General features: G+C 69.2%; 22 protein-coding genes. 10 read left to right on the top strand and 12 right to left on the bottom strand.

Annotated features, from left to right (window positions below):
- Nucleotides 1–118: 118 nt before the first annotated feature.
- The 4 genes from ACQ1RG_RS07545 to mdlC are packed head-to-tail and all read right to left on the bottom strand — an operon-like array spanning nucleotide 119 to nucleotide 5686.
- Nucleotides 119–1294, bottom strand: coding sequence for a PrpF domain-containing protein (locus ACQ1RG_RS07545; protein ID WP_063249950.1), 1176 nt, complete (start codon nucleotides 1292–1294; stop codon nucleotides 119–121).
- Entirely contained in the window at nucleotides 1291–2568 is a 1278-nt protein-coding gene (locus ACQ1RG_RS07540) for an MFS transporter (protein WP_063249951.1), read from the bottom strand. The genes ACQ1RG_RS07545 and ACQ1RG_RS07540 overlap by 4 nt, the downstream gene beginning before the upstream one ends.
- 58 nt (nucleotides 2569–2626) lie before the next feature.
- Nucleotides 2627–4090, bottom strand: a complete 1464-nt coding sequence (locus ACQ1RG_RS07535; RefSeq protein ID WP_063249952.1) for a benzaldehyde dehydrogenase — start codon at nucleotides 4088–4090, stop codon at nucleotides 2627–2629.
- Between the two features lie 12 nt (nucleotides 4091–4102).
- A complete protein-coding gene (mdlC, locus tag ACQ1RG_RS07530; RefSeq protein ID WP_063249953.1) occupies nucleotides 4103–5686 on the bottom strand; it encodes a benzoylformate decarboxylase in 1584 nt (527 codons plus the stop codon).
- A gap of 162 nt (nucleotides 5687–5848) precedes the next feature.
- On the opposite strand from mdlC, the gene ACQ1RG_RS07525 reads away from it, so the two are divergent.
- Nucleotides 5849–6622: an IclR family transcriptional regulator gene (locus tag ACQ1RG_RS07525; RefSeq protein ID WP_009377735.1), complete on the top strand. Its 774-nt coding sequence runs from the start codon at nucleotides 5849–5851 to the stop codon at nucleotides 6620–6622.
- A 2-nt stretch (nucleotides 6623–6624) separates the two neighbouring features.
- Here the strand turns inward: ACQ1RG_RS07525 and ACQ1RG_RS07520 are convergent, their stop codons facing one another.
- Nucleotides 6625–6888 (bottom strand): DUF2277 domain-containing protein, encoded by a 264-nt coding sequence (locus ACQ1RG_RS07520; protein ID WP_063249955.1) that lies wholly within the window; start codon nucleotides 6886–6888, stop codon nucleotides 6625–6627.
- A 3-nt stretch (nucleotides 6889–6891) separates the two neighbouring features.
- Nucleotides 6892–7467 (bottom strand): dihydrofolate reductase family protein, encoded by a 576-nt coding sequence (locus ACQ1RG_RS07515; RefSeq protein ID WP_063249956.1) that lies wholly within the window; start codon nucleotides 7465–7467, stop codon nucleotides 6892–6894.
- A gap of 117 nt (nucleotides 7468–7584) precedes the next feature.
- On the opposite strand from ACQ1RG_RS07515, the gene ACQ1RG_RS07510 reads away from it, so the two are divergent.
- Nucleotides 7585–8313, top strand: a complete 729-nt coding sequence (locus tag ACQ1RG_RS07510; RefSeq protein ID WP_063249957.1) for a GTP pyrophosphokinase — start codon at nucleotides 7585–7587, stop codon at nucleotides 8311–8313.
- Nucleotides 8314–8330: 17 nt separating this feature from the next.
- Here the strand turns inward: ACQ1RG_RS07510 and ACQ1RG_RS07505 are convergent, their stop codons facing one another.
- Genes ACQ1RG_RS07505 through ACQ1RG_RS07485 form a run of 5 tightly spaced genes read right to left on the bottom strand, consistent with a single transcriptional unit; the run spans nucleotide 8331 to nucleotide 11209 of the window.
- The gene (locus ACQ1RG_RS07505; RefSeq protein WP_063249958.1) at nucleotides 8331–8996 is read right to left on the bottom strand and encodes an SDR family oxidoreductase; all 666 of its coding nucleotides are present in this window, start codon (nucleotides 8994–8996) and stop codon (nucleotides 8331–8333) included.
- Nucleotides 8997–9015: 19 nt separating this feature from the next.
- Nucleotides 9016–9369, bottom strand: coding sequence for a VOC family protein (locus ACQ1RG_RS07500; RefSeq protein WP_063249959.1), 354 nt, complete (start codon nucleotides 9367–9369; stop codon nucleotides 9016–9018).
- 9 nt (nucleotides 9370–9378) lie between these two features.
- Nucleotides 9379–9912, bottom strand: coding sequence for an O-acetyl-ADP-ribose deacetylase (locus tag ACQ1RG_RS07495; protein ID WP_063249960.1), 534 nt, complete (start codon nucleotides 9910–9912; stop codon nucleotides 9379–9381).
- Between the two features lie 20 nt (nucleotides 9913–9932).
- A complete protein-coding gene (locus tag ACQ1RG_RS07490) occupies nucleotides 9933–10157 on the bottom strand; it encodes a sulfurtransferase TusA family protein (protein ID WP_009377718.1) in 225 nt (74 codons plus the stop codon).
- Nucleotides 10154–11209, bottom strand: a complete 1056-nt coding sequence (locus tag ACQ1RG_RS07485; RefSeq protein WP_259788391.1) for a YeeE/YedE family protein — start codon at nucleotides 11207–11209, stop codon at nucleotides 10154–10156. Before ACQ1RG_RS07485 ends, ACQ1RG_RS07490 begins: the two co-directional genes overlap by 4 nt.
- Nucleotides 11210–11454: 245 nt before the next feature.
- Here ACQ1RG_RS07485 and ACQ1RG_RS07480 point away from each other — a divergent pair, with 245 nt between their 5' ends.
- From ACQ1RG_RS07480 to pcaC, 5 genes are read left to right on the top strand one after another with little or no spacing between them, the layout of a single operon-like run.
- Nucleotides 11455–12639, top strand: a complete 1185-nt coding sequence (locus ACQ1RG_RS07480) for a 4-hydroxybenzoate 3-monooxygenase (protein ID WP_063249962.1) — start codon at nucleotides 11455–11457, stop codon at nucleotides 12637–12639.
- A gap of 52 nt (nucleotides 12640–12691) precedes the next feature.
- Entirely contained in the window at nucleotides 12692–13492 is an 801-nt protein-coding gene (gene pcaH, locus ACQ1RG_RS07475) for a protocatechuate 3,4-dioxygenase subunit beta (RefSeq protein ID WP_063249963.1), read from the top strand.
- Nucleotides 13485–14060: a protocatechuate 3,4-dioxygenase subunit alpha gene (pcaG, locus tag ACQ1RG_RS07470; RefSeq protein ID WP_009377711.1), complete on the top strand. Its 576-nt coding sequence runs from the start codon at nucleotides 13485–13487 to the stop codon at nucleotides 14058–14060. Before pcaH ends, pcaG begins: the two co-directional genes overlap by 8 nt.
- 31 nt (nucleotides 14061–14091) lie before the next feature.
- Nucleotides 14092–15480, top strand: a complete 1389-nt coding sequence (locus ACQ1RG_RS07465; protein ID WP_144588338.1) for a lyase family protein — start codon at nucleotides 14092–14094, stop codon at nucleotides 15478–15480.
- A gap of 44 nt (nucleotides 15481–15524) precedes the next feature.
- Nucleotides 15525–16820, top strand: coding sequence for a 4-carboxymuconolactone decarboxylase (pcaC, locus tag ACQ1RG_RS07460; protein WP_375542996.1), 1296 nt, complete (start codon nucleotides 15525–15527; stop codon nucleotides 16818–16820).
- Between the two features lie 4 nt (nucleotides 16821–16824).
- Here pcaC and ACQ1RG_RS07455 read toward each other — a convergent pair whose 3' ends face one another.
- Nucleotides 16825–18243, bottom strand: coding sequence for an MFS transporter (locus ACQ1RG_RS07455; RefSeq protein WP_430600802.1), 1419 nt, complete (start codon nucleotides 18241–18243; stop codon nucleotides 16825–16827).
- 224 nt (nucleotides 18244–18467) lie between these two features.
- Between ACQ1RG_RS07455 and ACQ1RG_RS07450 the strand changes: the two genes are divergently transcribed.
- From ACQ1RG_RS07450 to ACQ1RG_RS07440, 3 genes are all read left to right on the top strand, one after another.
- On the top strand, nucleotides 18468–19676 hold the full coding sequence (locus ACQ1RG_RS07450; RefSeq protein ID WP_193338815.1) for an MFS transporter: 1209 nt from the start codon (nucleotides 18468–18470) through the stop codon (nucleotides 19674–19676).
- Nucleotides 19677–19884: 208 nt separating this feature from the next.
- The gene (locus ACQ1RG_RS07445) at nucleotides 19885–21312 is read left to right on the top strand and encodes an MFS transporter (RefSeq protein ID WP_009377701.1); all 1428 of its coding nucleotides are present in this window, start codon (nucleotides 19885–19887) and stop codon (nucleotides 21310–21312) included.
- 176 nt (nucleotides 21313–21488) lie between these two features.
- Nucleotides 21489–22325, top strand: a complete 837-nt coding sequence (locus ACQ1RG_RS07440) for an ABC transporter substrate-binding protein (RefSeq protein ID WP_095376138.1) — start codon at nucleotides 21489–21491, stop codon at nucleotides 22323–22325.
- Nucleotides 22326–22397: the final 72 nt, after the last annotated feature.

The following is a 22397-nucleotide window of genomic DNA, read 5'->3' as shown; positions in this document are numbered from 1 at the left end:
GCCCCGAGCAGACTGTGAGCCCCGGACCGCTCGGTCCGGGGCTCACGCCTGTCTCGGCCCGTGTCATCTCCGAGCCACAGCCCACGACAGCAGCATTCTCAGTCCGGGACGGCGAGTCTCAGTCCGGGACAGCGACCTGTCCGCGCATGAGCACGCGCGCGGTGCGGAAGAGGGACGCCGCGGTGACCGACCCTGTGTTCTCATCGCGCACAGCGGCGGCCGTGACGACACCGGAGGGCGTGCCGATCCTCAGTTCGGGTCCTGCCGGAGGGCGTTCGGAGCGGGTGAGGATGAGATTGACGATCGTGTCGGGCACGAGGGCCGCGGCCGCCAGGCACATCGCTGCGGTGCCGGGAACGGCCCTGTGCGCCTGCCCCATCGAGATCACCCGGACGACGATGTCGGCGTCCTCCGCGGCGAGCGTCGTCTCGTCGAGGAGACGCGTCGGCGTCGGAGGGGTGACGACGGCGACCTTGGGCACGACCTGCGGAGCGGTCTCCCGGGTCTCGCTCAGCCCCATGCGCACGGCCGCGTTCCGCCGGAGGTCGTCGATGACGCGCATCGCAGGTCCGTCGGCGTCGATCCTCTCGGGCAGCTCGTCTCCGTTCAGGCCGACAGCCGCGGCGGGGACGATGACGAGCGGAAGCGTCGCATCGATGAGGGTGGCATCGAACATGATCCCATCGGCATCGATCGATTCGCTCGCCTTCCCGGTCGGCAGGAGCGCACCGGTCCTGCTGCCTGCAGGGTCAGGGTAGATGAGCTCGATCGGCGCGCCTGTGCCGCGTACTCCCGGGAGGGTGAAGTCGCCGTCGACGGCGGCCTGACCGCCCTCGACGGTGAGTCCGACGTCGACGAGCTTGCCCGTGTTCGTGTTGAAGAGGCGGAAGACGTGCCATCCGTCGCCGGCGTCGATGAGCCCGGCGAGCAGGCCGAAAGGGACGACTCCGGAGGAGAGGTTGCCGCAGTTGCCGGAGTAGTCGACGGTCGCCTCAGTGATCTCGACCTGCGCAAACGTGTAGTCGAGGTCGACGCCGGGACGCTCGGAGGCGGAGACGACCATGACCTTCGACAGGGACGAGATCCCGCCGCCCATGCCGTCGAGCTGACGGCCGAAGGCGTCCGGCGAGCCCATCACGGCCGTGAAGATCGCATCCCACGCGGAGCGGTCTCGGCCCGCGGAGGGATCATCTCCACCCGTGTCGTCCGCGAGCGGCGGGAGGTCGTCGGCGCGGAAGAACACGCCCTTGCTCGTCCCGCCGCGGACGAAGGCGGCGTCGATCCATCGCGTCATGAGGCCAGGGTAGTCGAACGCCCCTCCCCTGCCGCGGGAGCGACTGACTTCGGCACGATCGCCATCGCGGCGAAGCCGAGGACGGCGACGACGGCGAAGAGGTAGAACCCCCACGGGTAGGCGATGCCCGCTGCCACCAGGGTGCCGGTGATGAAGGGCCCGGTGATCGCGCCGAGTCGACCGATCGCTGACGCCATGCCGAGTGCCGTGCCGCGCACGGTCGCCGGGTAGATCCCGGAGACGAACGCGTAGATGAGGACCTGCGCGGAGAAGACGAAGACTCCGGTGATGAAGACGATGAGGTTGAGCAGCACCTGGCTCGTCATCGGGATGCTCAGCACCGCGAGGAAGACCGCTGCGAGGACGAACCACAGGAGGACGATGCGCTTCGTGCCGTGTCTATCGGCGAGCCAGCCGGCGATGACGAGGCCGACGACGGCGCCGAGGTTGAGGACGAGGAGCATGACGAGGGAATCGGAGACCTCGTAGCCGGCATCGGCCATGATCTTCGGCAGCCACGTGTTGAGCCCGTAGACGAGGAGGAGGCCCATGAAGCTGCCGAGCCACACGCCGATCGTCACGAGGGCGAACCGGCCGGTGAACAGCGAGGCCATGCCCGGCTTCGGGACCGCCTCGGCGGGGGTCGACGCACCGGCACCGACAGCCGCCTTCGCGGCGAGGAACTCGCTCGACTCCGGCAGCTTCCACCACAGCAGCGGCACGAGGAGGAGCCCCGCGAGGCCGCCGGCGATGAAGAGCAGATGCCAGTTGTGGGAGTAGAAGACGGCGAGCAGGGAGATCGCGACGGCACCCGCGTGGTACCCGGTCATCGTCAGGGTCGTCGCCTTCCCCGTCCTGCCGGAGCGGTTGTGCTCGCTGATGTAGGCGAGGCAGCTCGGCATGACCGCGCCCAGAGCGAGCCCGGCGATGAACCGGAAGAGCGTGAAGAGGGCGACGTTCGGGGCGAACGCGACGAGGAGGGTGAACACGGAGAAGACGATCACGCAGACGATGATCGTCCAGCGCCTGCCCACCCGGTCGACGATCGGTCCGACGCCTGCGGCCCCGAGGCCGACGCCGACGAGGCTCATCGTCGCCGCGAGGGTCGCCCCCTCCGGGGTGAATCCGAGCGCGCCGGTGGCGAGCAGCTGGGGAATGACGGCGCCGAGGACGACGAGGTCGAAGCCCTCGAGGGCGACGGCGAGCCAGCACAGAACGGCGGGCCAGCGGGTCTCCCCGGCAGGGCGCAGGGAGGGAGCGGCGGGTGCGGACATCGGTGTCTCCGGTCGTGTGGTCGGGCCAGGCGGTGGCAGGGGTGAGGCGGGGCAGGGATCAGAACGGGTACGCAGCGATCTCCGGGCGCATCGTCACCCACTGGGTCTCGGTGAAGGCCTCGATGTTCGCCTGCGCCCCGCCGAAGCGGGATCCGTTGCCGGAGTCCTTCATCCCGCCGAAGGGGACGTTGGCCTCATCGGAGACGGTCTGCTCGTTGATGTGGACCTTGCCCGTGTCGACGAGGTCGGCGAGTTCGAGGGCCATCCCGACATCGCCGAGGATGCCGAGCGAGAGCCCGTATTCGCTCGCGTTGACGAGTTCGGCCGCCTCCTCGAGCGTCGAGAAGCGTCCGACCGGGGCGACCGGGCCGAAGATCTCCTGCGTCCACGCCGGGTTCGTCGGCGTGAGGTCGGCGAGCACGGTCGGCGGCACGAACGCGCCCTCCCCCGCCCCTCCCGCGGCCAGGCGTGCGCCGTCGGCCTGGGCTTTGTCGATGATGTCCCGAACCCGTCTCCGCTGCCCTTCGTCGATGATCGGCCCGAGCGCCACCTCCTCGGCGGCGGGGTTGCCGACCGGCAGGTTCCGGGCGCGCTCGGACAGGGCGCCGACGTAGTCGTCGTAGAGGCTGTCGTGGACGAGGTGACGGCCCGTCGTCATGCAGATCTGCCCCTGGTGCATCCAGGATCCGAAGGCCCCCGCCGAGGTGGCCGCCGCCAGATCGGCACCGGGCAGGACGATGAGCGCATTGTTCCCACCGAGTTCGAGGTGGCAGCGCTTGAGGAGGCGACCGGCCGCCTCACCGACCTTCCGCCCCGCCGCGGTCGACCCGGTGAAGGAGATGACCGAGACCTCGGGGGCGTCGACGACGGCTTCGCCGACGTCCCGGCCTCCGGGCAGAACCTGGAGGAGCCCCTCAGGGAGTCCCGCCTCGGCGAAGATCCGGGCCAGGGTCACGCCACCGGAGACCGCGGTGCGCGGATCGGGTTTGAGGAGGACGGCGTTGCCGAGGGCGAGCGCAGGCGCGACCGAGCGGATGGAGAGGATGAGCGGGAAGTTGAACGGTGCGATGACCGAGACGACTCCGGCGGGCAGGCGCCTGGAGAACGACCAGCGCGGTTCGTTCGAGGGCAGCACCTCGCCCTTCGGGTGGCTGGGCAGGCTCGCCGATTCGTAGCAGATCTGCGCGGCCATCGTCGTCTCGAGGTCGGCCTTGGGCTGGATCGCCCCGGATTCGCGGACGATCCACTCGCCGATCTCCGCGGCGTGCTCGGCCCAGAGGTCACCGGCCCGGCGCAGCACCGCCGCCTTCTCCGCCGGGGTCGTCCTCGCCCACTGCTTCTGGGCGGAGGCGGCACGGGCGGCCGCCGCGTAGACGTCGTCGGCGCTCGCCGCACCGATCTCGGCCAGGGTCTGACCTGTCGCGGGTTCGACGACAGGGTAGGTCTCGCCTCCGCCTGGGCTCCACGCCCCGGTGAAGATCGATCCGTGCCAGTCGGTGCCGAGGAACGTGTCCGTGCTCATCGTGGTCTCCTCTTACTTCTTCTCGGGTCGGGTCTTCTCGGTGCTCACCTCGATGAGCGTGGGTCCGGACGCCTCACCCAGGAGTCGGGCGAGGTCAGAGCTGTCGTCGGCGTGGTGGGCGGTCATTCCGTAGCCGCGGGCGATCGAGACGAAGTCGACCTCGCCGAGGTCGAGTCCCGGTGCCTTGTCGACGCCGAGCATGCCTGCGAACCAGTCCAGTGCCGCGTACGAACGGTTGCGCAGCACCACGATGGTCAGCTCGATGCCCTCGTCGACGGCGGTGCGCAGGGCGGCGATCGAGTAGTGGGCCGATCCGTCGCCGATGATCGCGACGACCGGGCGATCGGGGTCGGCGAGCGCGATGCCCATGGAGGCGGGCAGACCCCAGCCGAGGCCTCCCGAGGCGGGGAAGAAGTAGGAGCCGGGCTCGCGCAGGTCCATCTGCGCCCAGAAGGCGGCGTTCGTCGATGTCGATTCGACGACGAACCGGGTGTCCTTCGGCAGCTCCTCCCGCAGGGTCGCGAAGACCTCCTCCGGGTGGAGGGTTCCCTCACTCGCCGAGGTGACCGGCGGGTCGATCTCGGCCGTCCACTCGCTCACGGTGTGGGGTGCGGGGGCGACCGCCTCGGCGAGGGCGCGGACGAGGGCCACGGGATCGGCGAGGACGGCGTCGCCGAACGGGGCGCGGGCCGCCGCGGCCGGGTCATCGCCGATCTGGATGAGCGTCGTCGACTCGGGCAGGTACTCGCCGGGCTGCCACTGGTGATAGCGGAAGACGGGGGCACCGATGACGAGCGCGAGGTCGTGGGCTCCGAGGATCTCCCCGATGCCGGCGATGGATGCTGGCAGGACCCCGCGGAAGAGCGGATGCTGGTTGGGGAAGGGCAGCCGGGGAAGGGAGGGCGCGGCCCAGACAGGAGTATCGAGCGCCTCGGCGAGTGCGATGGAGGACTCCCAGGCGCGGGGGTCGTCGACGTCGGGACCGAGGACGAGGACGGGGTCGTTCGCCTCGAGCAGACGGGAGTGCAGCTCGGCAACGGTCTGCGCATCGACGGTCTCACCTGCGGTGACGGTTCGGGAGAGCTGGTCGATGACGGCAGCGGGCACCTCGGCGTCCCAGTCGTCGTAGGGCACGGAGAGGTAGACGGGTCCGGCCTCAGCGGCGAAGACGGACTGGGAGAACGCGCGGGGCACATCGGCGGCCGAGAGCGGTTCGAGGGACTGGTGGACGAGCGGCGCGGCCAGGGCGGTGGCCCGGACATTGGCGAGCATGACCTCGGGGCCGACCATGTCCCGGACCTGCTGGCCGGCGGTGAGGACGAGCTTCGACCGGGAGATGGTCGCATTCGTCAGCGCACCGAGTCCGTTGCCGGTCCCGGATGCAGCGTGGAGGTTGACGAGGGTGGGTCGGTCGGTGATCTGCGAGTAGCCGTCGGCCATGGCGACGACGGAGCTCTCGCCGAGTCCGAGGACGTAGTGGGCCGGCAGGTCCTTGAGGAACGGCAGCTCGTTCGAACCGGGGTTGCCGAAGATCGTGGACATGCCGTGGAAGGCCATGAGTTCGTGGACTGCGTGTCGGACCGAGACCGTCGTCATCGACGCTGCTCTCCTTTGAGGCGGGACCAGGATGGCTGCGGTGCGCACCGCGGATCCGCGGTGCGCACCGCACTGCTTGCCACGATAGTGACGCGCACCACCGAGAGCGAGAAGTGTTTCATTCATTGGGAAGCGGACCGCTGCGCAGCTACGATGGCTGACATGGCGAACTCACCATCGGGCGATTCGATGATCGATCGGCTCGTCCGCGTCCTCAGCTCCTTCGATCCGGACCACCCGTCGCTGAGCACCGACGAGCTCTCGGCGCGGGCGCAGCTGCCGAAGTCGACGGCCTATCGCCTCATCAACGACATGATGCGCCACGACCTCCTGCAGCGGGATCCGTCGGGGAGGATCCGCATCGGGGTGGGGATGTGGGAGCTGTCGAACCGCGCCTCCGACGCCGTCGAGCTCGCCTCCCTGGCCCGCCCGCACATGACCAACCTCCACGATTTCGTCGGGGAGAACACGCAGCTGGGGATCCTCCGCGAACGCGAGGTCCTCTTCGTCGAACGGATGTCGAAGCCAAGCGCGGTCGTCCACCGCTCGCGCACCGCGGGACGTCTGCCCGCCCATGCCTCGTCGTGCGGTCTCGTCCTCCTCGCCCACGCTCCCCGTCACGTCCGTGAGGCGTACCTGCGCGGTCCGCTCTCGGCCTTCACCGAGCACACGACGACGGATCCGACGATCCTGCGCCGGATGCTCCAGACGATCAGGACCTACCATCGGGCCGAGCTCGTCGGACACATCGACGAGGGCACCACGGGGATCGCGGTGCCCGTCTTCGACGGCAGCGGGCTGACGATCGCCGGCCTCGGCGTCGTCGTCGACTCCGAGCGCAATGTCGGGATGCCTGCGATCATGCAGGCACTGCGGACCGCCTCGGCGGGGATCACGCAGGACCTCATCGCCCAGGGGACCCGGGCGGGCGAGTGAGCTCACGTGCGGGCGGCGTACCTCGCCCGGCGCTTCTCGGCCTCGACCTCACGGTTCTTCGGCGGGGCATTCGTCACGAGCGCATCGAGGAGGTGCTGGGTGGCGTAGGCGATCTCCTCGACGGCCGCATCGAAGGCCTCGGCGTTGGCCTGCGAGGGCTTCGTCGTCCCCGCGATCTTGCGCACGTACTGCAGGGCCGCGGCGTGGACCTCGTCCGAGGTGGCGGCGGGTTCGAAGTTGTGGAGGGTTCGGATGTTCCGGCACATGCCTCAACGGTACGCCGCACGGCCCTTGGGGCGGTAGGTTCTGCCGAAGCTGCGCGGATTCGCCTCGTCGATGTCGACGAGCTCCCAGTCGAGGCGCCGACCGCCGGGGACATCGAAGATCCGGACCCCGTCGCCGAGGAAGACAGGCACGGAGAAGTACTGGAGTTCGTCGATGAGGTCGGCCTCGAGCGCCTGCCGGGCGATGTCGGCGCTGATGATCTGAATGTCCCGCTCACCCGCGATGGCCTGGGCGCGCTCGACCGCCTCGGCGATGGAGCAGTCGAGGGGGATGACCGACGGGTCATCGGCGAGCTCCTCGGGCCGGTGGGTGAGGACGAACTCGGTGCCCGACCACGCGCCGCCGTAGGCCTCCGCGGTCATCTCGTCGCGGATCTCGGCCTGGGACTTGGCCGCGTCGTAGCCGCGGCGGCCGGAGATGATGACGGCGACCTGCGCGGCCATCGCCTCGGTGGTGCCGTCGGCGAGCGGTTCGGCTGCCGAAAGCCACGACATGTCGTGTCCGGGTCCGGCGATGAACCCGTCGAGCGAGCACGAGAAGCCCCATGTCACTTTTCCCATCACTCCTCCTTGAGCTGACTCAATCACATTCCCGGCAACACGGGAACCCCCGCACCGGCCGTCGTAGACTGACAGCGTCCTCGCACCCGGTGAGGAATGAGAACCCCAGGAGCGTCGATGGCCAGCCCCGCAGACCCGTTCACCCCAGGCCAAGCCGAGAGGGTCCGGCGACTGCGCACCGACTTCGCGCGCATGCTCATGCACCACCAGTTCGCGATCGATGAGATGCTCACGAAGGTCTCGATCCTCCGCGAGGAGTTCCTCCACCTCCACCGCTACAACCCCATCGAGCACATCAGCTCGCGGGTGAAGTCCCCGCGCAGCCTCATCGAGAAGATCACCCGCAGGGGCCTGCCGCTCGAGATCGACGCGATCACGGCGAACATCACCGACATCGCCGGCATCCGCATCACGTGCAGCTTCATCGCCGACACGTACCGCGTGCTCGAGACGCTCACCTCGCAGAACGACGTGAGGATCATCGAGATCAAGGACTACATCGCCCACCCCAAGCCGAACGGGTACAAGAGTCTGCACGCGATCCTCGAGATCCCCGTCTTCCTCTCGGCCGGTCCGGTGCCGATCGTCTGCGAGGTGCAGGTGCGCACGATCGCGATGGACTTCTGGGCGAGCCTCGAGCACAAGATCCACTACAAGTACCAAGGGGACGTGCCCGACCGCCTCGTCGAGGAGCTCACCAGGGCAGCGAACGCCGCCGGGGAGCTCGATCGCAAGATGGAGCAGCTCCACGCCGAGGTCCACGACGTCGACAGTCCCGCGGAGGACGACGACTCCGACGGCGAACTCCTCCGCCTCCTCCTCAGACTCACCCGCGACGAGGGGTGAGCCCGCCGAGGCGGCGCTCAGTACCGGGCCGAGAACCCACCGTCGGCGCCGAACAGCTGACCGGAGACCCACCGCCCCTCGGGTGAGAGGAGGAAGGCGACGACGCCGGCGATGTCGCCTGGAGTGCCGAGGCGCCCGAGCGGCTGGTGCGGGCGCAGCGACGACCGCAGCTCCTCGTCCATCCACCCCGTGTCGATGGGACCGGGATTGACGACGTTCGCCGAGATCCCCTTGGGGCCGAGCTCGCGGGCCGCGGAGATGACGATGCGGTCGAGCGCGCCCTTCGACGCCCCGTAGGGGAGGTTGCCCGTGGTGTGGTCACTGGTGAAGGCGACGATCGCCCCGCCGTCATCGGAGACCTGACGGGCGAAGTCGGCGATGAGGAGGAGGCTAGCCCGCGCGTTGACGGCGAGGTGGGCGTCGAAGCTCTCGGCACTCGTGTCGAGGATTCCGGATTCGACGTCGTGGGCGTGGGAGAGGACGAGCGCGTCGATCGTGCCGTGGCCGGCCCTCACCGCCGCGATGAGCTCCTCGGGTCCGGTCGGCGTCGCGAGGTCGCACGCGTAGTCGGCGTTCTCGAGGTCGCTCGTGACGACGGTCCAGCCGTCGACGCGCAATCGGGGCACGATGCCGGCGGCGATGCTGTTCTCCCGGGCGGCACCGGTGATGAGGGCAAGGGGCATGTCCTGAGCCTAGCGCCCCCTACTCCCGGTGGGCGACGATGTTGAGGACGTTGCCGTCGGGGGCGCGGACGAAGAAGCGGCGGACTCCCCACTCCTCGTCGGTGAGCGGGTGGACGATCTCATACCCGCGGTCGACCGCCTCGGCGAAGGCGGCGTCGACGTCGTCGACCTTGACCGAGACGACGGCATCGACCGGGGACGTCGCATCCTTGGTCACGACCTGGAGGTGCGCACCGGTCTCCGGGGAGGTGAACCGGGCGACCCAGCCGAGGTTGAACTCCTCCGTCGACAGTCCGAGGTAGTCGGCGTAGAACTCCTTGGCCCCGTCGATGTCGGGCACCGGCAGATCGGCGATGATGCTGTGGACCTTCATGACTCCCCCTCACCACTGGTCGTGGTCGAAGACCTGGCAGAACACGCTCGTCATCGTGTCGGAGAAGAGGACGAACTGGACTTCGGCGATCGAGTCCCAGCGCCCGCGGGCCCGGCCGTCGACGATGACGGAGGCCGCCGCCTCGGCGACGTCCCGGGGCGACCACCCGTAGACCCCGCCGCCGATCGCGGGGAACGCGATCGTGCTCGCCCCGAGCTCCTCGGCGAGGTTGAGGCTCGACTCGAAGCACGACTCGAGCACCTCGGGGTCGGCCTCCCCGGCATTGCGGTTGGGGCCGACCGTGTGGATGACCCAGCGGGCGGGGAGGTCGCCGGCCCCGGTCGCGACGGCCTGACCGGGAGGCAGTCCCCGCGGATGCGTCGTCCGCCGGATCTCGCGGGCCTCCTCGAGCAGGCTCGGCCCCGCAGCGCGGTGGATCGCCCCGTCGACGCCGCCTCCGCCGAGGAGGCTCGAGTTCGCCGCGTTGACGATCGCGTCGACGTGGACCGTGGTGATGTCGCCTTCGAGTACCGTGATCCTCATACGGCGAGTCTAGTCAGGGGCTACGCCTTTTGGACGGTGATCGTCCACGAGGCGTCGCCGGTGCGGTCGAAGTGGGTGACCGGGTAGCCGTTCTCGGCCGCCCACTGCGGGATCGCCTCGGTGGCCTGGGTGCAGTCGAAGTTGATGACGAGTTCGTCGCCTGCGCTCAGCTGCCCGATCGCGTCCTTGGCCTCGACGAGAGGGAAGGGGCAGACGAGCCCGTTGGTCTCGAGGATCTGCTTCATGCTGTCCTGCTTTCCGCGGGCACCGGAGCTCCCGCTGTGCTTCGTGGACGGATGGTGGCCTTCGCAGCGATTCCTGCGCCGACGATCATGAAGAACGTCGCCACCCATCCCTGGTATTCGAACTGTGCGGTCGAGACCATCGCGTTGCCGACGGTGCATCCCCCGGCGATCGCCGCGCCGATGCCCATGCCGACTCCGCCGACGATGGCCTTGAGGAGCGTGTCCCGATCGGGCACGCGCACCCGGAACTCCCCTGAGGCCTTCGCCGCGATGAAGGAGCCGACGAGGATGCCGATGACGAGCATGACTCCCCAGTCGACGAGGGTGAGGTCGCCCGTCGCGAAGAACGAGACGAGATTCGCCGATGGAGTCGTGATGCCCAGCCCCGAGTTCCGCCCCGTCGCCGCAGACAGGGGCCACGCGACCGTGGCGATGATGCCGATGACGACCGCTGTCGCGAACGGATTCCAGCGCTTCTCGGTGAGCAGATGCGCCAGCCCCGTCTTCCGCGGAGACAGAGTCGCCACCGGCGTACCGAGTCTGCGATTGTGGCGGATCGTCAGCCACACCGCGATACCGGAGAGGCCGACGGCGAACACCCAGGGACTCAGACCGGTCGTCGCCGACAGCGACCCGTCGGCGACCGTGATCGACCGCAGCCCGTCGGTCAGCCCGGCCGCAGGACCGGTCTTCATCACGGCGGCGGTGAGGGCGAAGAAGATGAGCGCCATCCAGCTGCCGACGAGGCCCTCACCGACCCGGTAGTAGGTCCCTGTCGCGCAGCCGCCGGCGAGGATCATCGAGAACCCGAAGATCAGCCCGCCGAGGATCGATGCGAGCCACGGGAAGGCCGTCGCCTCCGGGGCGATGATGCCGAGAGAGGTGAGCATCGCGAGTCCGACCGCATGGACGGCGATGATGACGATGAGGGCGGAGAACCATCGCGTGTTCCCCGTCAAAGTGAGGTCGCGGAACGCGCCGGTGACGCAGAAGCGCCCTCGCTGGAGGACGAAACCGAGGAGCAGACCGACGACGAGTCCGGTGATGATCATGAGTGGTCCTTCTGTGGGAGGCCTCCCGGCACACACCAGGAGGCGGAGACTGTTGAGCATCGGCTCCGCACCGATCGTTCATACAGTCTGGTAACGAGATACGGGTTCGATGGACAACGCCCTCTATTGTTGAGCAATCTGCACGACGACGTCAAGGATCTCTTTTCCGTTCAATGGGAACGCCCTCGCGGCAGCGGAGTGGCCCAGAGCACACTGGGATCACCCACACAGGCAAGGAGGCCACGGTGCCAGATCTCCACACCGACGTCGCGATCGTCGGCGCAGGACCCGCGGGGCTGATGCTCGCCCACCTGCTCCACACCGCGGGCATCGACTCGGTCGTCATCGACAACCGCAGCCATGACGACATCGCCGCCACCCATCGTGCCGGCATCCTCGAAGCCGCCTCGGTCCGGATGCTCGAGACTCCGGGCGTCGATTCCCGTGTCCACTCCGCAGGCCATCGCCACGACGGCATCGACGTCCGCGTCGACGGGATCAGCCACCCTCTCGACTTCCCCTCCCTCGTCGGGGAGTCCGTGTGGCTCTACCCGCAGAACGAGGCCTTCGTCGACCTCGCCGCCGCCCGTGCCCGGACCGGCCGCCCGACCTTCTACTCCGTCACCGACACTCGCCTCGCCGACATCGACTCGACGTCCCCGTCCCTCCGCGCGGTCACCGAGGACGGTGAGCAGCTGAGCATCTCCGCCCGTTATGTCGTCGGCGCCGACGGCTCCCGCAGCCCGTCGCGCGCGTCGATCCCCGAGGCCTCGAGGCAGCGCTTCTTCCACGAGTACCCGTTCGCCTGGTTCGGGATCCTCTGCCAGGCCCCGCCGAGCCACGAGGTCCTCATCTACTCCCGCTCGGACCGCGGCTTCGCGCTCATCTCCCAGCGCAGCGCCGACGTCCAGCGCATGTACTTCCAGGCCGACCCGGGAACGGATCCCGACGACTGGTCCGACGACCGCATCTGGACCGAACTCCAGGCCCGAGTCGCAGGCCCCGACGGGTTCGAACTCAAGACAGGACCGATCATCGACAAGGTCGTCCTCCCCTTCCGCTCGGCGGTGACCGAACCGATGCAGCACGGCTCCCTCTTCCTCGCCGGCGACAGCGCCCACACCGTGCCCCCGACCGGGGCGAAGGGACTCAACCTCGCCTTCGCCGACGTCGCCGTCCTCGCCCCCGCGCTGGTCGCGGCACTGCGCGACTCCGACGCCGAGGCGCTCGCCCGGTACTCGACGACGGCGACGAAGCGGGTGTGGAAGGCGCAGAACTTCTCCTACCAGATGACGCGGATGCTCCACACCGACCCGACCGCGGATGCCTTCGAGACGAAGCGCAGCCTCGGCGAGCTCACCACCCTGCTCGACTCCGAGCACGGCCGACGCTACCTCGCCGAGTGCTACACCGGATGGCCGCACAGCTGACCAGTTCCCTAAACCACGAGAGACCTGACCACGAGAGAAGAGAGGCCCGACCATGAGTGCGACGAGAGTCCCCGGTCCCGACGATGCCGCGGAGTCGCAGGCGACCCTGAGCGCCGAGATCGATGCGATCGGCACCGAATACCGTGACGCCGTTGCCGGCGGAGCCCCGGCCGAGACGCAGCCGCGTCTTGACTACCTGCCCTACCGGTCATCGCTCCTGCGCCACCCGACGAAGGACCTGCGCCACGCCGACCCGGAGACGATCGAACTCCACTCCCCTGCCTTCGGCCACCGCGACATCGGCATCCTCGAATCCGACCTCACCGTCCAGCACGGCGGGGAGCCGATCGGCGAGCGCATCCGCGTGACCGGCAGGGTCCTCGACGGCGACGGCCGCCCCGTGGCCGGTCAGCTCGTCGAGATCTGGCAGGCGAACTCGGCGGGACGCTACATCCACAAGCGCGACCAGCATCCGGCGCCGATCGACCCGAACTTCACCGGTGTCGGCCGCACGCTCACCGGCCCCGACGGGTCGTACTCGTTCCTCACGATCAAGCCGGGCCCCTACCCGTGGAAGAACCACCACAATGCGTGGCGGCCGGCCCACATCCACTTCTCGCTCTTCGGCTCGGAGTTCACGCAGCGGAGGGTCACGCAGATGTACTTCCCGGGTGACCCGCTCTTCGCCCTCGACCCGATCTACCAGTCGATCACCGACGAGAAGGCCCGGCAGCGCCTCATCGCGACCTACGACCACGACCTCACCGAACACGAGTACCTCATGGGCTACCAGTGGGACATCGTGCTCACCGGGTCGAACCGCACCTGGATGGAAGAGGAAGACCATGACTGAGCAGACGCGCCTCACCCCCACCCCCGGCCAGACCGTCGGGCCCTTCTACGGCTACGCCCTGCCCTACCCCGGCGACCGAGAACTCGTCCCGCCGGGTTCCAGCCGGGCCGTGGAGCTCCACGGCGTCGTCTACGACGGGGCCGGAGACCCCGTGCCCGACGCGATCCTCGAGATCTGGCAGCCTGACGAGACCGGGACCGTCGTGCTCAGGACCGGGTCCCTGCGCCGCGATGGGTTCACCTTCACCGGCTTCGGCCGGTGTGCGGCCGACCCCGAAGGGCGCTTCAGCTTCTCGACCGTCGAACCCGGCCCCACCGAGGCGGGACGGGCCCGGTTCATCAGCGTCGTCGTCTTCGCCCGGGGCCTGCTCAACCGGCTCTTCACCCGCGTCTACCTCCCCGAGGACACCGAGGCGCACGCGACCGATCCGCTCCTCAGCTCACTGGAGTCTGCGGAGCGGCAGCGTCTCATCGCCGTCCGGGAGGCTGACGGATCCCTGCGTTTCGACATACGGTTGCAGGGTGAGGACGAGACCCCGTTCCTCCGCTTCCCCAGCCACGACGACTGAGGCAGCACCGAGCATCGACGAGGGAGACCGCATGAGCGACCCGGTGGCCCACACCCGCCTCCTCTTCGCCCCCGGCGACCTCCGGGGGGCTGAGAGCATCGACGACGCGGCACTCATCACGGCCATCGGCGACGTCGAGGCGGCATGGGTGAACGCGCAGTCGGCCGCCGGCCTCATCTCCGCCGACCAGCGGACCGATGCGGTCGAGGCCATCGAGGCGAGCGCGTGGTCGCTGGCCGCCGATGCGACCGCGCTCGAGACCCTCGCCGCCGACGCCGAGGCCGGCGGCAACCCCGTCATCCCGTTCCTCACCGCAGTCCGATCCCGCCTCGCCCCCGCGACCGGTCGCATCGTCCATCGGGGCCTGACGAGCCAGGACGTCCTCGACTCCGCCCTCGGTGTCCTCGTCTCCCGAGCCGTCCGGCAGACGCAGGCCGCACTCGAGGGGATCAGCGCCCGGCTCGTCGCGCTCTCCGACGCCCACGCCGAGACCCTCTGCCTCGCCCGCACGCTCACCCAGCCGGCCCTGCCGACGACCTTCGGGCTGCGGGTCGCGACATGGGCGGCCGAGGTCGACGAAGTCAGGCGGCTGACTCCCGCGATCAACTATGTCCAGGTCGGCGGTGCCGCAGGGACCCGGGCGGCGATCCGGGAGTTCCCCGGCGAGCGCACCGAGGTCCTCCTCCGGGAGTTCCAGGTCCAGCTGCGCGGACCCGATGCCGCCCTGGCCGCGGTGCCGGTGCCGTGGCACACCGACCGGGTCCGCGTGCTGACGTGGGGGACCCACTTCACGCAGTGCGTGACCGTCGGCGCCTCGATCGCCCGCGACGTCCTCATCGGCACCCGCCCCGAGGTCGGGGAGCTGCGCCTGGCGGCGACCGGCGGATCCTCGGCGATGCCGCAGAAGACCAACCCCACCTCGGCGGTCCTCCTCCACCGCAACGGGATGCGCGTGCCCGGGGCGATGGCGACCCTGGTGACGACGTCCGCCGAGGCGGTCGAGGAGCGCTCCGACGGAGCGTGGCACGCCGAATGGCCGACCCTGGCCGAGCTCATGACGCTCGCCCTGTCCTCGCTCACCCTCCTCGAGGAGACGGTGGCCGGGCTGAGCGCGGACGCGGCGCGGATGCGGACCAACCTCGACGCCGCAAGTCCCGGCATCTTCGCGGAGAAGGTGACGACCGTCTTCGGCGACCGCCTGTCGAAGGCGCAGATCGCGGAGATCACCGCCCCGGGCGGTGACCCGGAGCAGCGGCTGCGACACGCTCTCGCGCAGTCGTCCGGGTCGTCGGACGACCCGACCCCACCGGATCTCACGGGATTCTTCGCCCCGGAGAACAGCCTCGGCGAGGCCGAGGACATCCGGCAGACGATCATCGCGACGATCGCCGAGCGCAACCCCCGACCTGATCAGCACTGACCCGACCAGCTCTGACCTGCACAGCCCCGACGAAAGCGACCACCGTGGAACTCACCGCCTCTGTCCTCACCGCCCCGACGACCCCCGCCGCCTCGGTGCTCGTCGTCCTCCCCTCCCTCGGCACCTCCGTGGGCGCGCTGTGGCAGACCGCGGCCGAGGAGTTCGCACGGCTCACCCCGGACACCGCCGTCGTCGGCATCGACCTGCCCGGCCACGGCCGCTCCCCCGCCCTCGACGTCCCCGCGGGAACCGTCCGCTCGGACGTGCCGACGGTGACGATGACCGACCTCGCCGAGGCGGTGCTCGCAACCCTCGACCGCGTCCTGCCCGACGTCGCCGCCCCCGACTCCCGGGTCTCCGTGGCTGGGGATTCGATCGGCGGGGCCCTCTCCCTCCAGCTCGCCCTCGACCACCCGACGCGCTTCGAGCGTGTCGCGGCGTTCTGCACCGGGGCGAAGATCGGCGAACGCGAAGGCTGGGAGGAGCGGGCGGAGACCGTCGCGATCTCGGGCACCCCGACGCAGGTCATCGGCTCGGCCGAGCGCTGGTTCGCTCCCGGGTTCATGGAGCGGGAGCCGGAGGCCTCGGCCGCACTCCTCCACTCCCTCCAGGACGCCGACCGGTTCTCCTACGCCGCGCTGTGCTTCACGCTCGCCGACTTCGACATCCGCGATCGGCTGCCGGAGATCACCGTTCCCGTCCTCGCCGTCGCCGGATCCGAGGACAAGCCGACGCCGCCGCCCAAGCTCGCCGAGATCGCCTCGGGCGTGCGCGAGTCCCATCTCGAGGTCATCGAGGGCGCAGCCCACCTCGTGCCCATCGAGGCGCCCGCGCTCACCGCGACGCTGCTCGCCGACTTCCTCTCAGGCCGGATCTCCGACGGGGTGACGGCCGTCGGCGAGGCGGACGATGCGGCGGGACTGCCGACCGAGTCGGGACCCCGCGATGCCGACCGAGACGAGGTGTGGGCCGCGGGCATGCGGGTGCGCCGCGAGGTCCTCTCCGACGCCCGCGTCGACCGTGCGAACGCGGCGGTCACCGACTTCACCGCCGACTTCCAGGACCTCATCACCCGCTTCGCGTGGGGAGAGATCTGGACCCGGCCGGGACTCGACCGCCGGATGCGCTCGGCGATCACGCTCACCGCGATGGTCGCCGGCGGCCACGAGGCCGAGCTGAAGATGCACGTCAAAGCCGCCCTGCGCAACGGGCTCAGCCGTGACGAGATCAAGGAGGTCCTCCTCCAGTCGGCAATCTACTGCTCCGTGCCCGCTGCCAACACCGCCTTCGCCGTCGCCTCCGAGGCGCTGGCCGAAGTCGACGCCGAGGGACTCGACTGAGGACTCAGGCGGTCCGGTCGCCGGTGGCTGGGTCGCTGTCCTCGGCGACGTCCTTCTCATCGTTCGCCGCGACCTCCCGGTACTGGGTCGAGAGCATCCGGTAGGCGCGGGTGCCGAAGGCCGCGAGAGCGAGGAGGATCGAGATCACTCCCGACCACACGAAGACGAGCGCGATCCCGCGGACCTCTCCGGTTCCGAGCAGCCAGCCCCAGCGGTCCTCACCTGCGGGTGAGTCCATGTAGGGGATGATCCAGAACTCCGCGAGCGGGGCGATGAGGAATGCGGTGATCGGGGCTGCCGCGGTCTCGAAGGTCATTGCGAAGCCGAACACCCTCCCCTGCTGGCGGTAGGGCACGACCCGCTGGATGACGGTCTGTTCGGCGGCTTCGACGGCGGGCAGGACGATGAAGAACCCGAGCATGCCCAGCCCGTAGAGCAGCCACGCCTCCCGGATCGCGAAGACCGCTCCGAGGGCGCCGATGAGGCAGCAGAGCAGAAGCATGGTGCGGATCGGGTTGCGCCCGAGCCCGAACTTCGCGACCAGGGCGCCGCCGACCATGAAGCCCGTCGAGACGACCGCGAGCGCGATGCCCCAGGTCTGGACGGTGCCGAAGACCTCGATGCCGTAGGGGTCCATGAGCGCCATGTAGACGCCACCGACGAGGTTGTTCAGCGTCGTGAAGAGGACGAGAGCGAAGAGCCCAGGAGCGGCGAGGACCGCAGTCAGTCCGCCGCGGATGTCGATCCAGCCGGGCTGTCCCTCGGCGGGGACGATGACCGGTTCGGGGATCCGGAGGGTGAGCAGGTGGGCAAGCGAGAGCCCGATGCACACGACGGCGATGAGGATCGACCAGCCCATCCCGAGGTACCCGATCGCCAGCCCGCTGAACACCGAGGTGACGAGGAAGCCGAGACCCTGGACGGTGCCGACGAGGCCGTTCGCGTTGGCCCGCCTCGGCCCGGGCACGAGCAGGGACACGGTCGTCGACAGGGCGATGCCGCGCAGCTGTTCGACGACGGCGCCGGCGAGCATGACGAGGCTGAAGACCCAGAACCACGGCCCGGCCACGTCGAGGAGGACGGCGTCGGGCACGGAGAGGTAGATGAGCCCGGTGAGCGCGAAGAGGACGAGGGTGCCCGCGGTCGCGGTGACCATGACCCGGCGTTTGCGGAATCGGTCGACGACGGTGCCGAAGAACATCGAGAAGACGGCGACGAGGAGCATGTACGCCCCTCCGATGACGCCGGTGGCGAGCACCGAGCGGGTCTCGACATAGACCCAGAAGGTGAGCGCGAACCAGAGGAAGCTCGTCGTCACGTTCGCGATCGCCGTGTTGACGAGGACATGGAGGAACGTCCGCTGCCCGCCCGGCGGCGGTTCGGGGTCCGCGGCGTGCGGATCCGCGGCAACGCTCTCGCCCATGGCACACTCCTCTCGAGACTGCCTCGACTGCTGCGACCACCCTCAGCGTAGACCCGACCGCTGACACGGCAGCCCGGTGCACTGACACAGCGGCGCCTGTTCGACCGCTCACATTGTGACGACCGGGACTTCCCGCGCCGAGCCCTGGCCACTAGGCTGGTCCGGTTGCGGCGAGCGCCCCTGCCGCCCACGACCTCACCCGCACCCCAGTCCAGAGGACAGCCATGAGCGATGCCCCTGTGCCCCGCAGCACGTACAAGTTCGCCGTCTTCGCGCTCGCGATCGGCGCCTTCGGCATCGGCGTCACCGAGTTCGCGACGATGGGTCTGCTGCCGCACATCGCCGCGGAACTCGACATCACCGTCCCCGAGGCGGGACACGCCGTCTCGCTCTACGCCCTCGGCGTCGTCGTCGGGGCACCGCTCATCACGACGATCGCCGCCCACATGGACCGCAAGGTGCTCCTGCTCTGCCTCATGGGTCTCTTCGCTCTCGGCAACATCGCCTCGATGCTCGCGCCGAACCCAGCGACGTTCAACATCGCGCGTTTCGTCAGCGGCCTGCCCCACGGCGCCTATCTCGGCATCGGTGCGATCGTCGCCGCCTCTCTCGTGCCACTCAATCGACGTGGACGGGCGATGGCCCGCGTCATGCTCGGCCTGACGATCGCGAACATCGTCGGCGTCCCCGTCGCCGCGGCGCTCGGCAACGCCTTCGGCTGGCGCAGCGCCTACGCCCTCGTCGCCGCCCTCGGCGTGCTCACCGTCATCATGGTCGCCATCGCCGTGCCGAAGGTGAGGCTGAGCCAGGCGCCGTCTGCCCGCGGGGAGATGAAGGCCCTGGCGAGGCCGCAGATCATCCTCACCCTCGTCGCCGGATCTGTCGGCTTCGGCGGCATGTTCGCCGTCTACACCTACATCACCCCGACGATGACCGAGGTCGCCCACGTCCCCGGCACCGCGATCCCCTGGGTGCTCGCCGTCTACGGCCTCGGGATGACCGCGGGCTCCCTCATCGCCGGGCCACTCGTCGACAAGTCGATCGAGCGCTCCGGGGTCGCCGGCATGGTCCTCTCGGCGATCGTGCTCTCGATCTTCGGTGCGTTCACGCAGATCGCGGCGATCGCGATCGTCGCCCTCTTCTTCATCGGCATCGCCGGTTCGATGATCACCACTGCCCTGCAGATGCGACTGCTCCGCGACTCGACCGATGCCCCGAGCCTGGCGGCGGCGATGAACCATGCCGCGTTCAACCTCGCCAACGCCCTCGGCGCGTGGCTCGGCGGCATCGTCATCACCGCGGGCCTCGGCTACCGGGCGCCGGCCTGGGTGGGGGTCGGGCTCTGCCTCGCCGGACTCATCGTCCTCGGAATCGCGATCGCCCTCCGCCGAGGCGGCCCGCACACCTCCCACCGGACGAAGCTCGACGTCTGAGGCGGACCCGGACCCCCGCCTCGGCGAGGGAAGGACGAGCATCTCGGCGAGGGAAGGATTCTGACCCGAAATACTCGGACATCAGAACAATCTCACAGTCCGGGACATCTCATGTGCACTCCCTGAGACAGGCGTACTGTCAGTCCGTCCGACACGAGCACCACCGCCCGTGCCTTCCTCTCATCACCACCGCGGAGCACACGAGAACATGTCCACTGAAACACAGCCCGGCGCGGAGTCGGCAGCGGAGTCCGACCGGATCGCTGCGACCCGGAAGAACAACACCCGAGGCAAGGTCCTCTCGGCCTCGATGGTCGGCACGACGATCGAGTTCTTCGACTTCTACGCGTACGCGACCGCGTCGTCGCTCGTCTTCCCCGCCCTCTTCTTCCCCAATCAGACGTCGACGACGCAGATGCTCAGCTCGTTCGCGATCTTCGGCGTCGCCTTCGTCGCCCGCCCCGTCGGGTCGATCATCTTCGGCCACTTCGGCGACCGGGTGGGGCGGAAGAAGACGCTCATCGCATCCCTGCTCATCATGGGCATCGGCACGTTCCTCATCGGCCTCCTGCCCACGGCCTCGACGCCGGGCTGGGTCGTCCTCGCCCCGCTCTTCCTCGTCCTTCTGCGCTTCAGCCAGGGTGTCGGCCTCGGCGGCGAATGGTCGGGTGCAGCACTCCTCGCCACGGAGAACGCCCCTCCGGGCAAGCGCGCGATCTGGGGGACATTCCCGCAGCTCGGAGCCCCCGTCGGCTTCATCCTCGCGAACCTCCTCTTCGTCGGGCTGAGCACGTGGATCTCACCCGAGGCGTTCCTGTCGTGGGGTTGGCGCATCCCGTTCCTGCTCTCCGCCCTCCTCGTCGCCGTCGGCCTCTATGTCCGCCTCACCCTCATGGAGACCCCGGCGTTCCAGCTCGTCGAGGCGCGCCAGCAGATCTCGCGCGCCCCGATCGGCCGCGTCTTCACCGGCAGCTGGCTGCCGCTGCTGCTCGGCACGTTCATCATGCTCGCGACCTACGTCATCTTCTACTTCATGACCGCGTTCACGCTCACGTACGGCACCTCGCCCGCGACCGTGGGTCAGGCAGAGGCAGCCGCCGAGGCGGCCGGGAAGCCCTTCGATCCCGCGGGCTTCGTCGCGGGGCTGGGGTATGCGAAGAACGAGTTCCTCACCTATCTCATCATCGGCGTCGTGTTCTTCGGCATCTTCACCGTCGTCTCCGGTCCGCTCGCCGAGCGGCTCGGACGCCGGAAGATGCTCATGGGGGTCACCGTCCTCATCGCCGCCTACGGGTTGAGCGTGAATGCGCTCTTCAACGCCGGCACCGTCGGCGTCGTCGCCGCCCTCATCATCGGCTTCACCCTCATGGGCCTGACCTTCGGACCGATGGCCGCATACCTGCCCGAACTCTTCCCCGCCAACGTCCGCTACACGGGCTCGGCGGTGAGCTACAACATGGCCGGTGTCATCGGTGCCGGGCCCGCGCCGTTCGCGATGGTCGCCCTCTGGCAGGCCGAGGGCGGAACGATCCTCTGGTGCGGCCTCTACATCGTCGGTGCCGCGATCCTCACCCTCGTCGCGCTCTATTTTGCGAAGGAGACCGCGGACCTCGACATCGAGGCCGAACTGAGCTGAGCCGGGCTGGGACCCGGCAAGGATACGATTCGGCAACGACCACCTCGGCGAGGGCCGGGGAAACATGGGTGTGACACAGGACACGGTACGATTCTTCACAGATGCCGCCCAGGTTTGAGAGTCTGGGCGGCGCACACCCGCGTGACGCCGACGTCACGGATGATCTGGGAGGATCCATGAAACGACGCTTGACCATGGCCGCCGTGGCCGCCGGTGCCCTCTTCGCGCTCTCCGCCTGCGGCGGGGGCGGCTCGGGGTCGGATGCGGGGCCGACGGCTGAGGGCGGAGTCCCCGTCGTCAGCGAAGGACAGCTCACCGTCTGCTCCGACATCCCCTACGAACCGTTCGAGTTCGTCGAGAACGGGGAGAACGTCGGCTTCGACATCGACCTCGCGCAGGGCCTCGCCGACGACCTCGGTGTCGAGCTCAACGTCATCACCACGGCCTTCGAGGCCATCCAGTCCGGCTCCGCACTCGACACCTCACAGTGCGACATCGCGATCTCCGGCATGTCGATCACGGAGGACCGGAAGACGAAGATGGACTTCTCGGCCCCCTATCTCAAGGACAACCTCGGGCTCATGGCGACGAAGGAGTCCGGCATCAAGGGCATCGCCGACGTCAAGGGCAAGGAGGTCGGCGTCCAGCAGGCGACGACGGGTGAGACGTACGCGAAGGACAACGGCGCGACCCCCGTCCAGTTCGAGGACTCGGGACTGATGACCCAGGCGATCCAGACCGGGCAGGTCGACTCGGTCATCGGCAACATCTCGATCATCTCGACGGCGGTCGCCGCCGATGACAAGCTCGTCTTCGTCGAGGAGTTCGACACGGGAGAGGTCCTCGGGGCCGCCGTGAAGAAGGGCAACAAGCCGATGCTCGACGCGTTCGAGAACACGATGCAGCGCCTGTACGAGGACGGGTCCTACGATCAGTCGGTCGACAAGTGGTTCGGCGATGTCGCCGACGCGGCCCGGATTCCGGAAGCCGACCGCGGAGCCTCACAGGGCTGATGCACCCACCTGGGGTCCGACCGGCGATCGTTCGCCGCTCGGACCCCAGCCGTGTGCGGACCACCAGCGTCG

It is taken from the genome of Brevibacterium sp. K72, from assembly GCF_050562175.1.
Lineage (GTDB): Bacteria > Actinomycetota > Actinomycetes > Actinomycetales > Brevibacteriaceae > Brevibacterium > Brevibacterium casei.
This window is presented reverse-complemented; position numbering and strand designations above follow the sequence as displayed.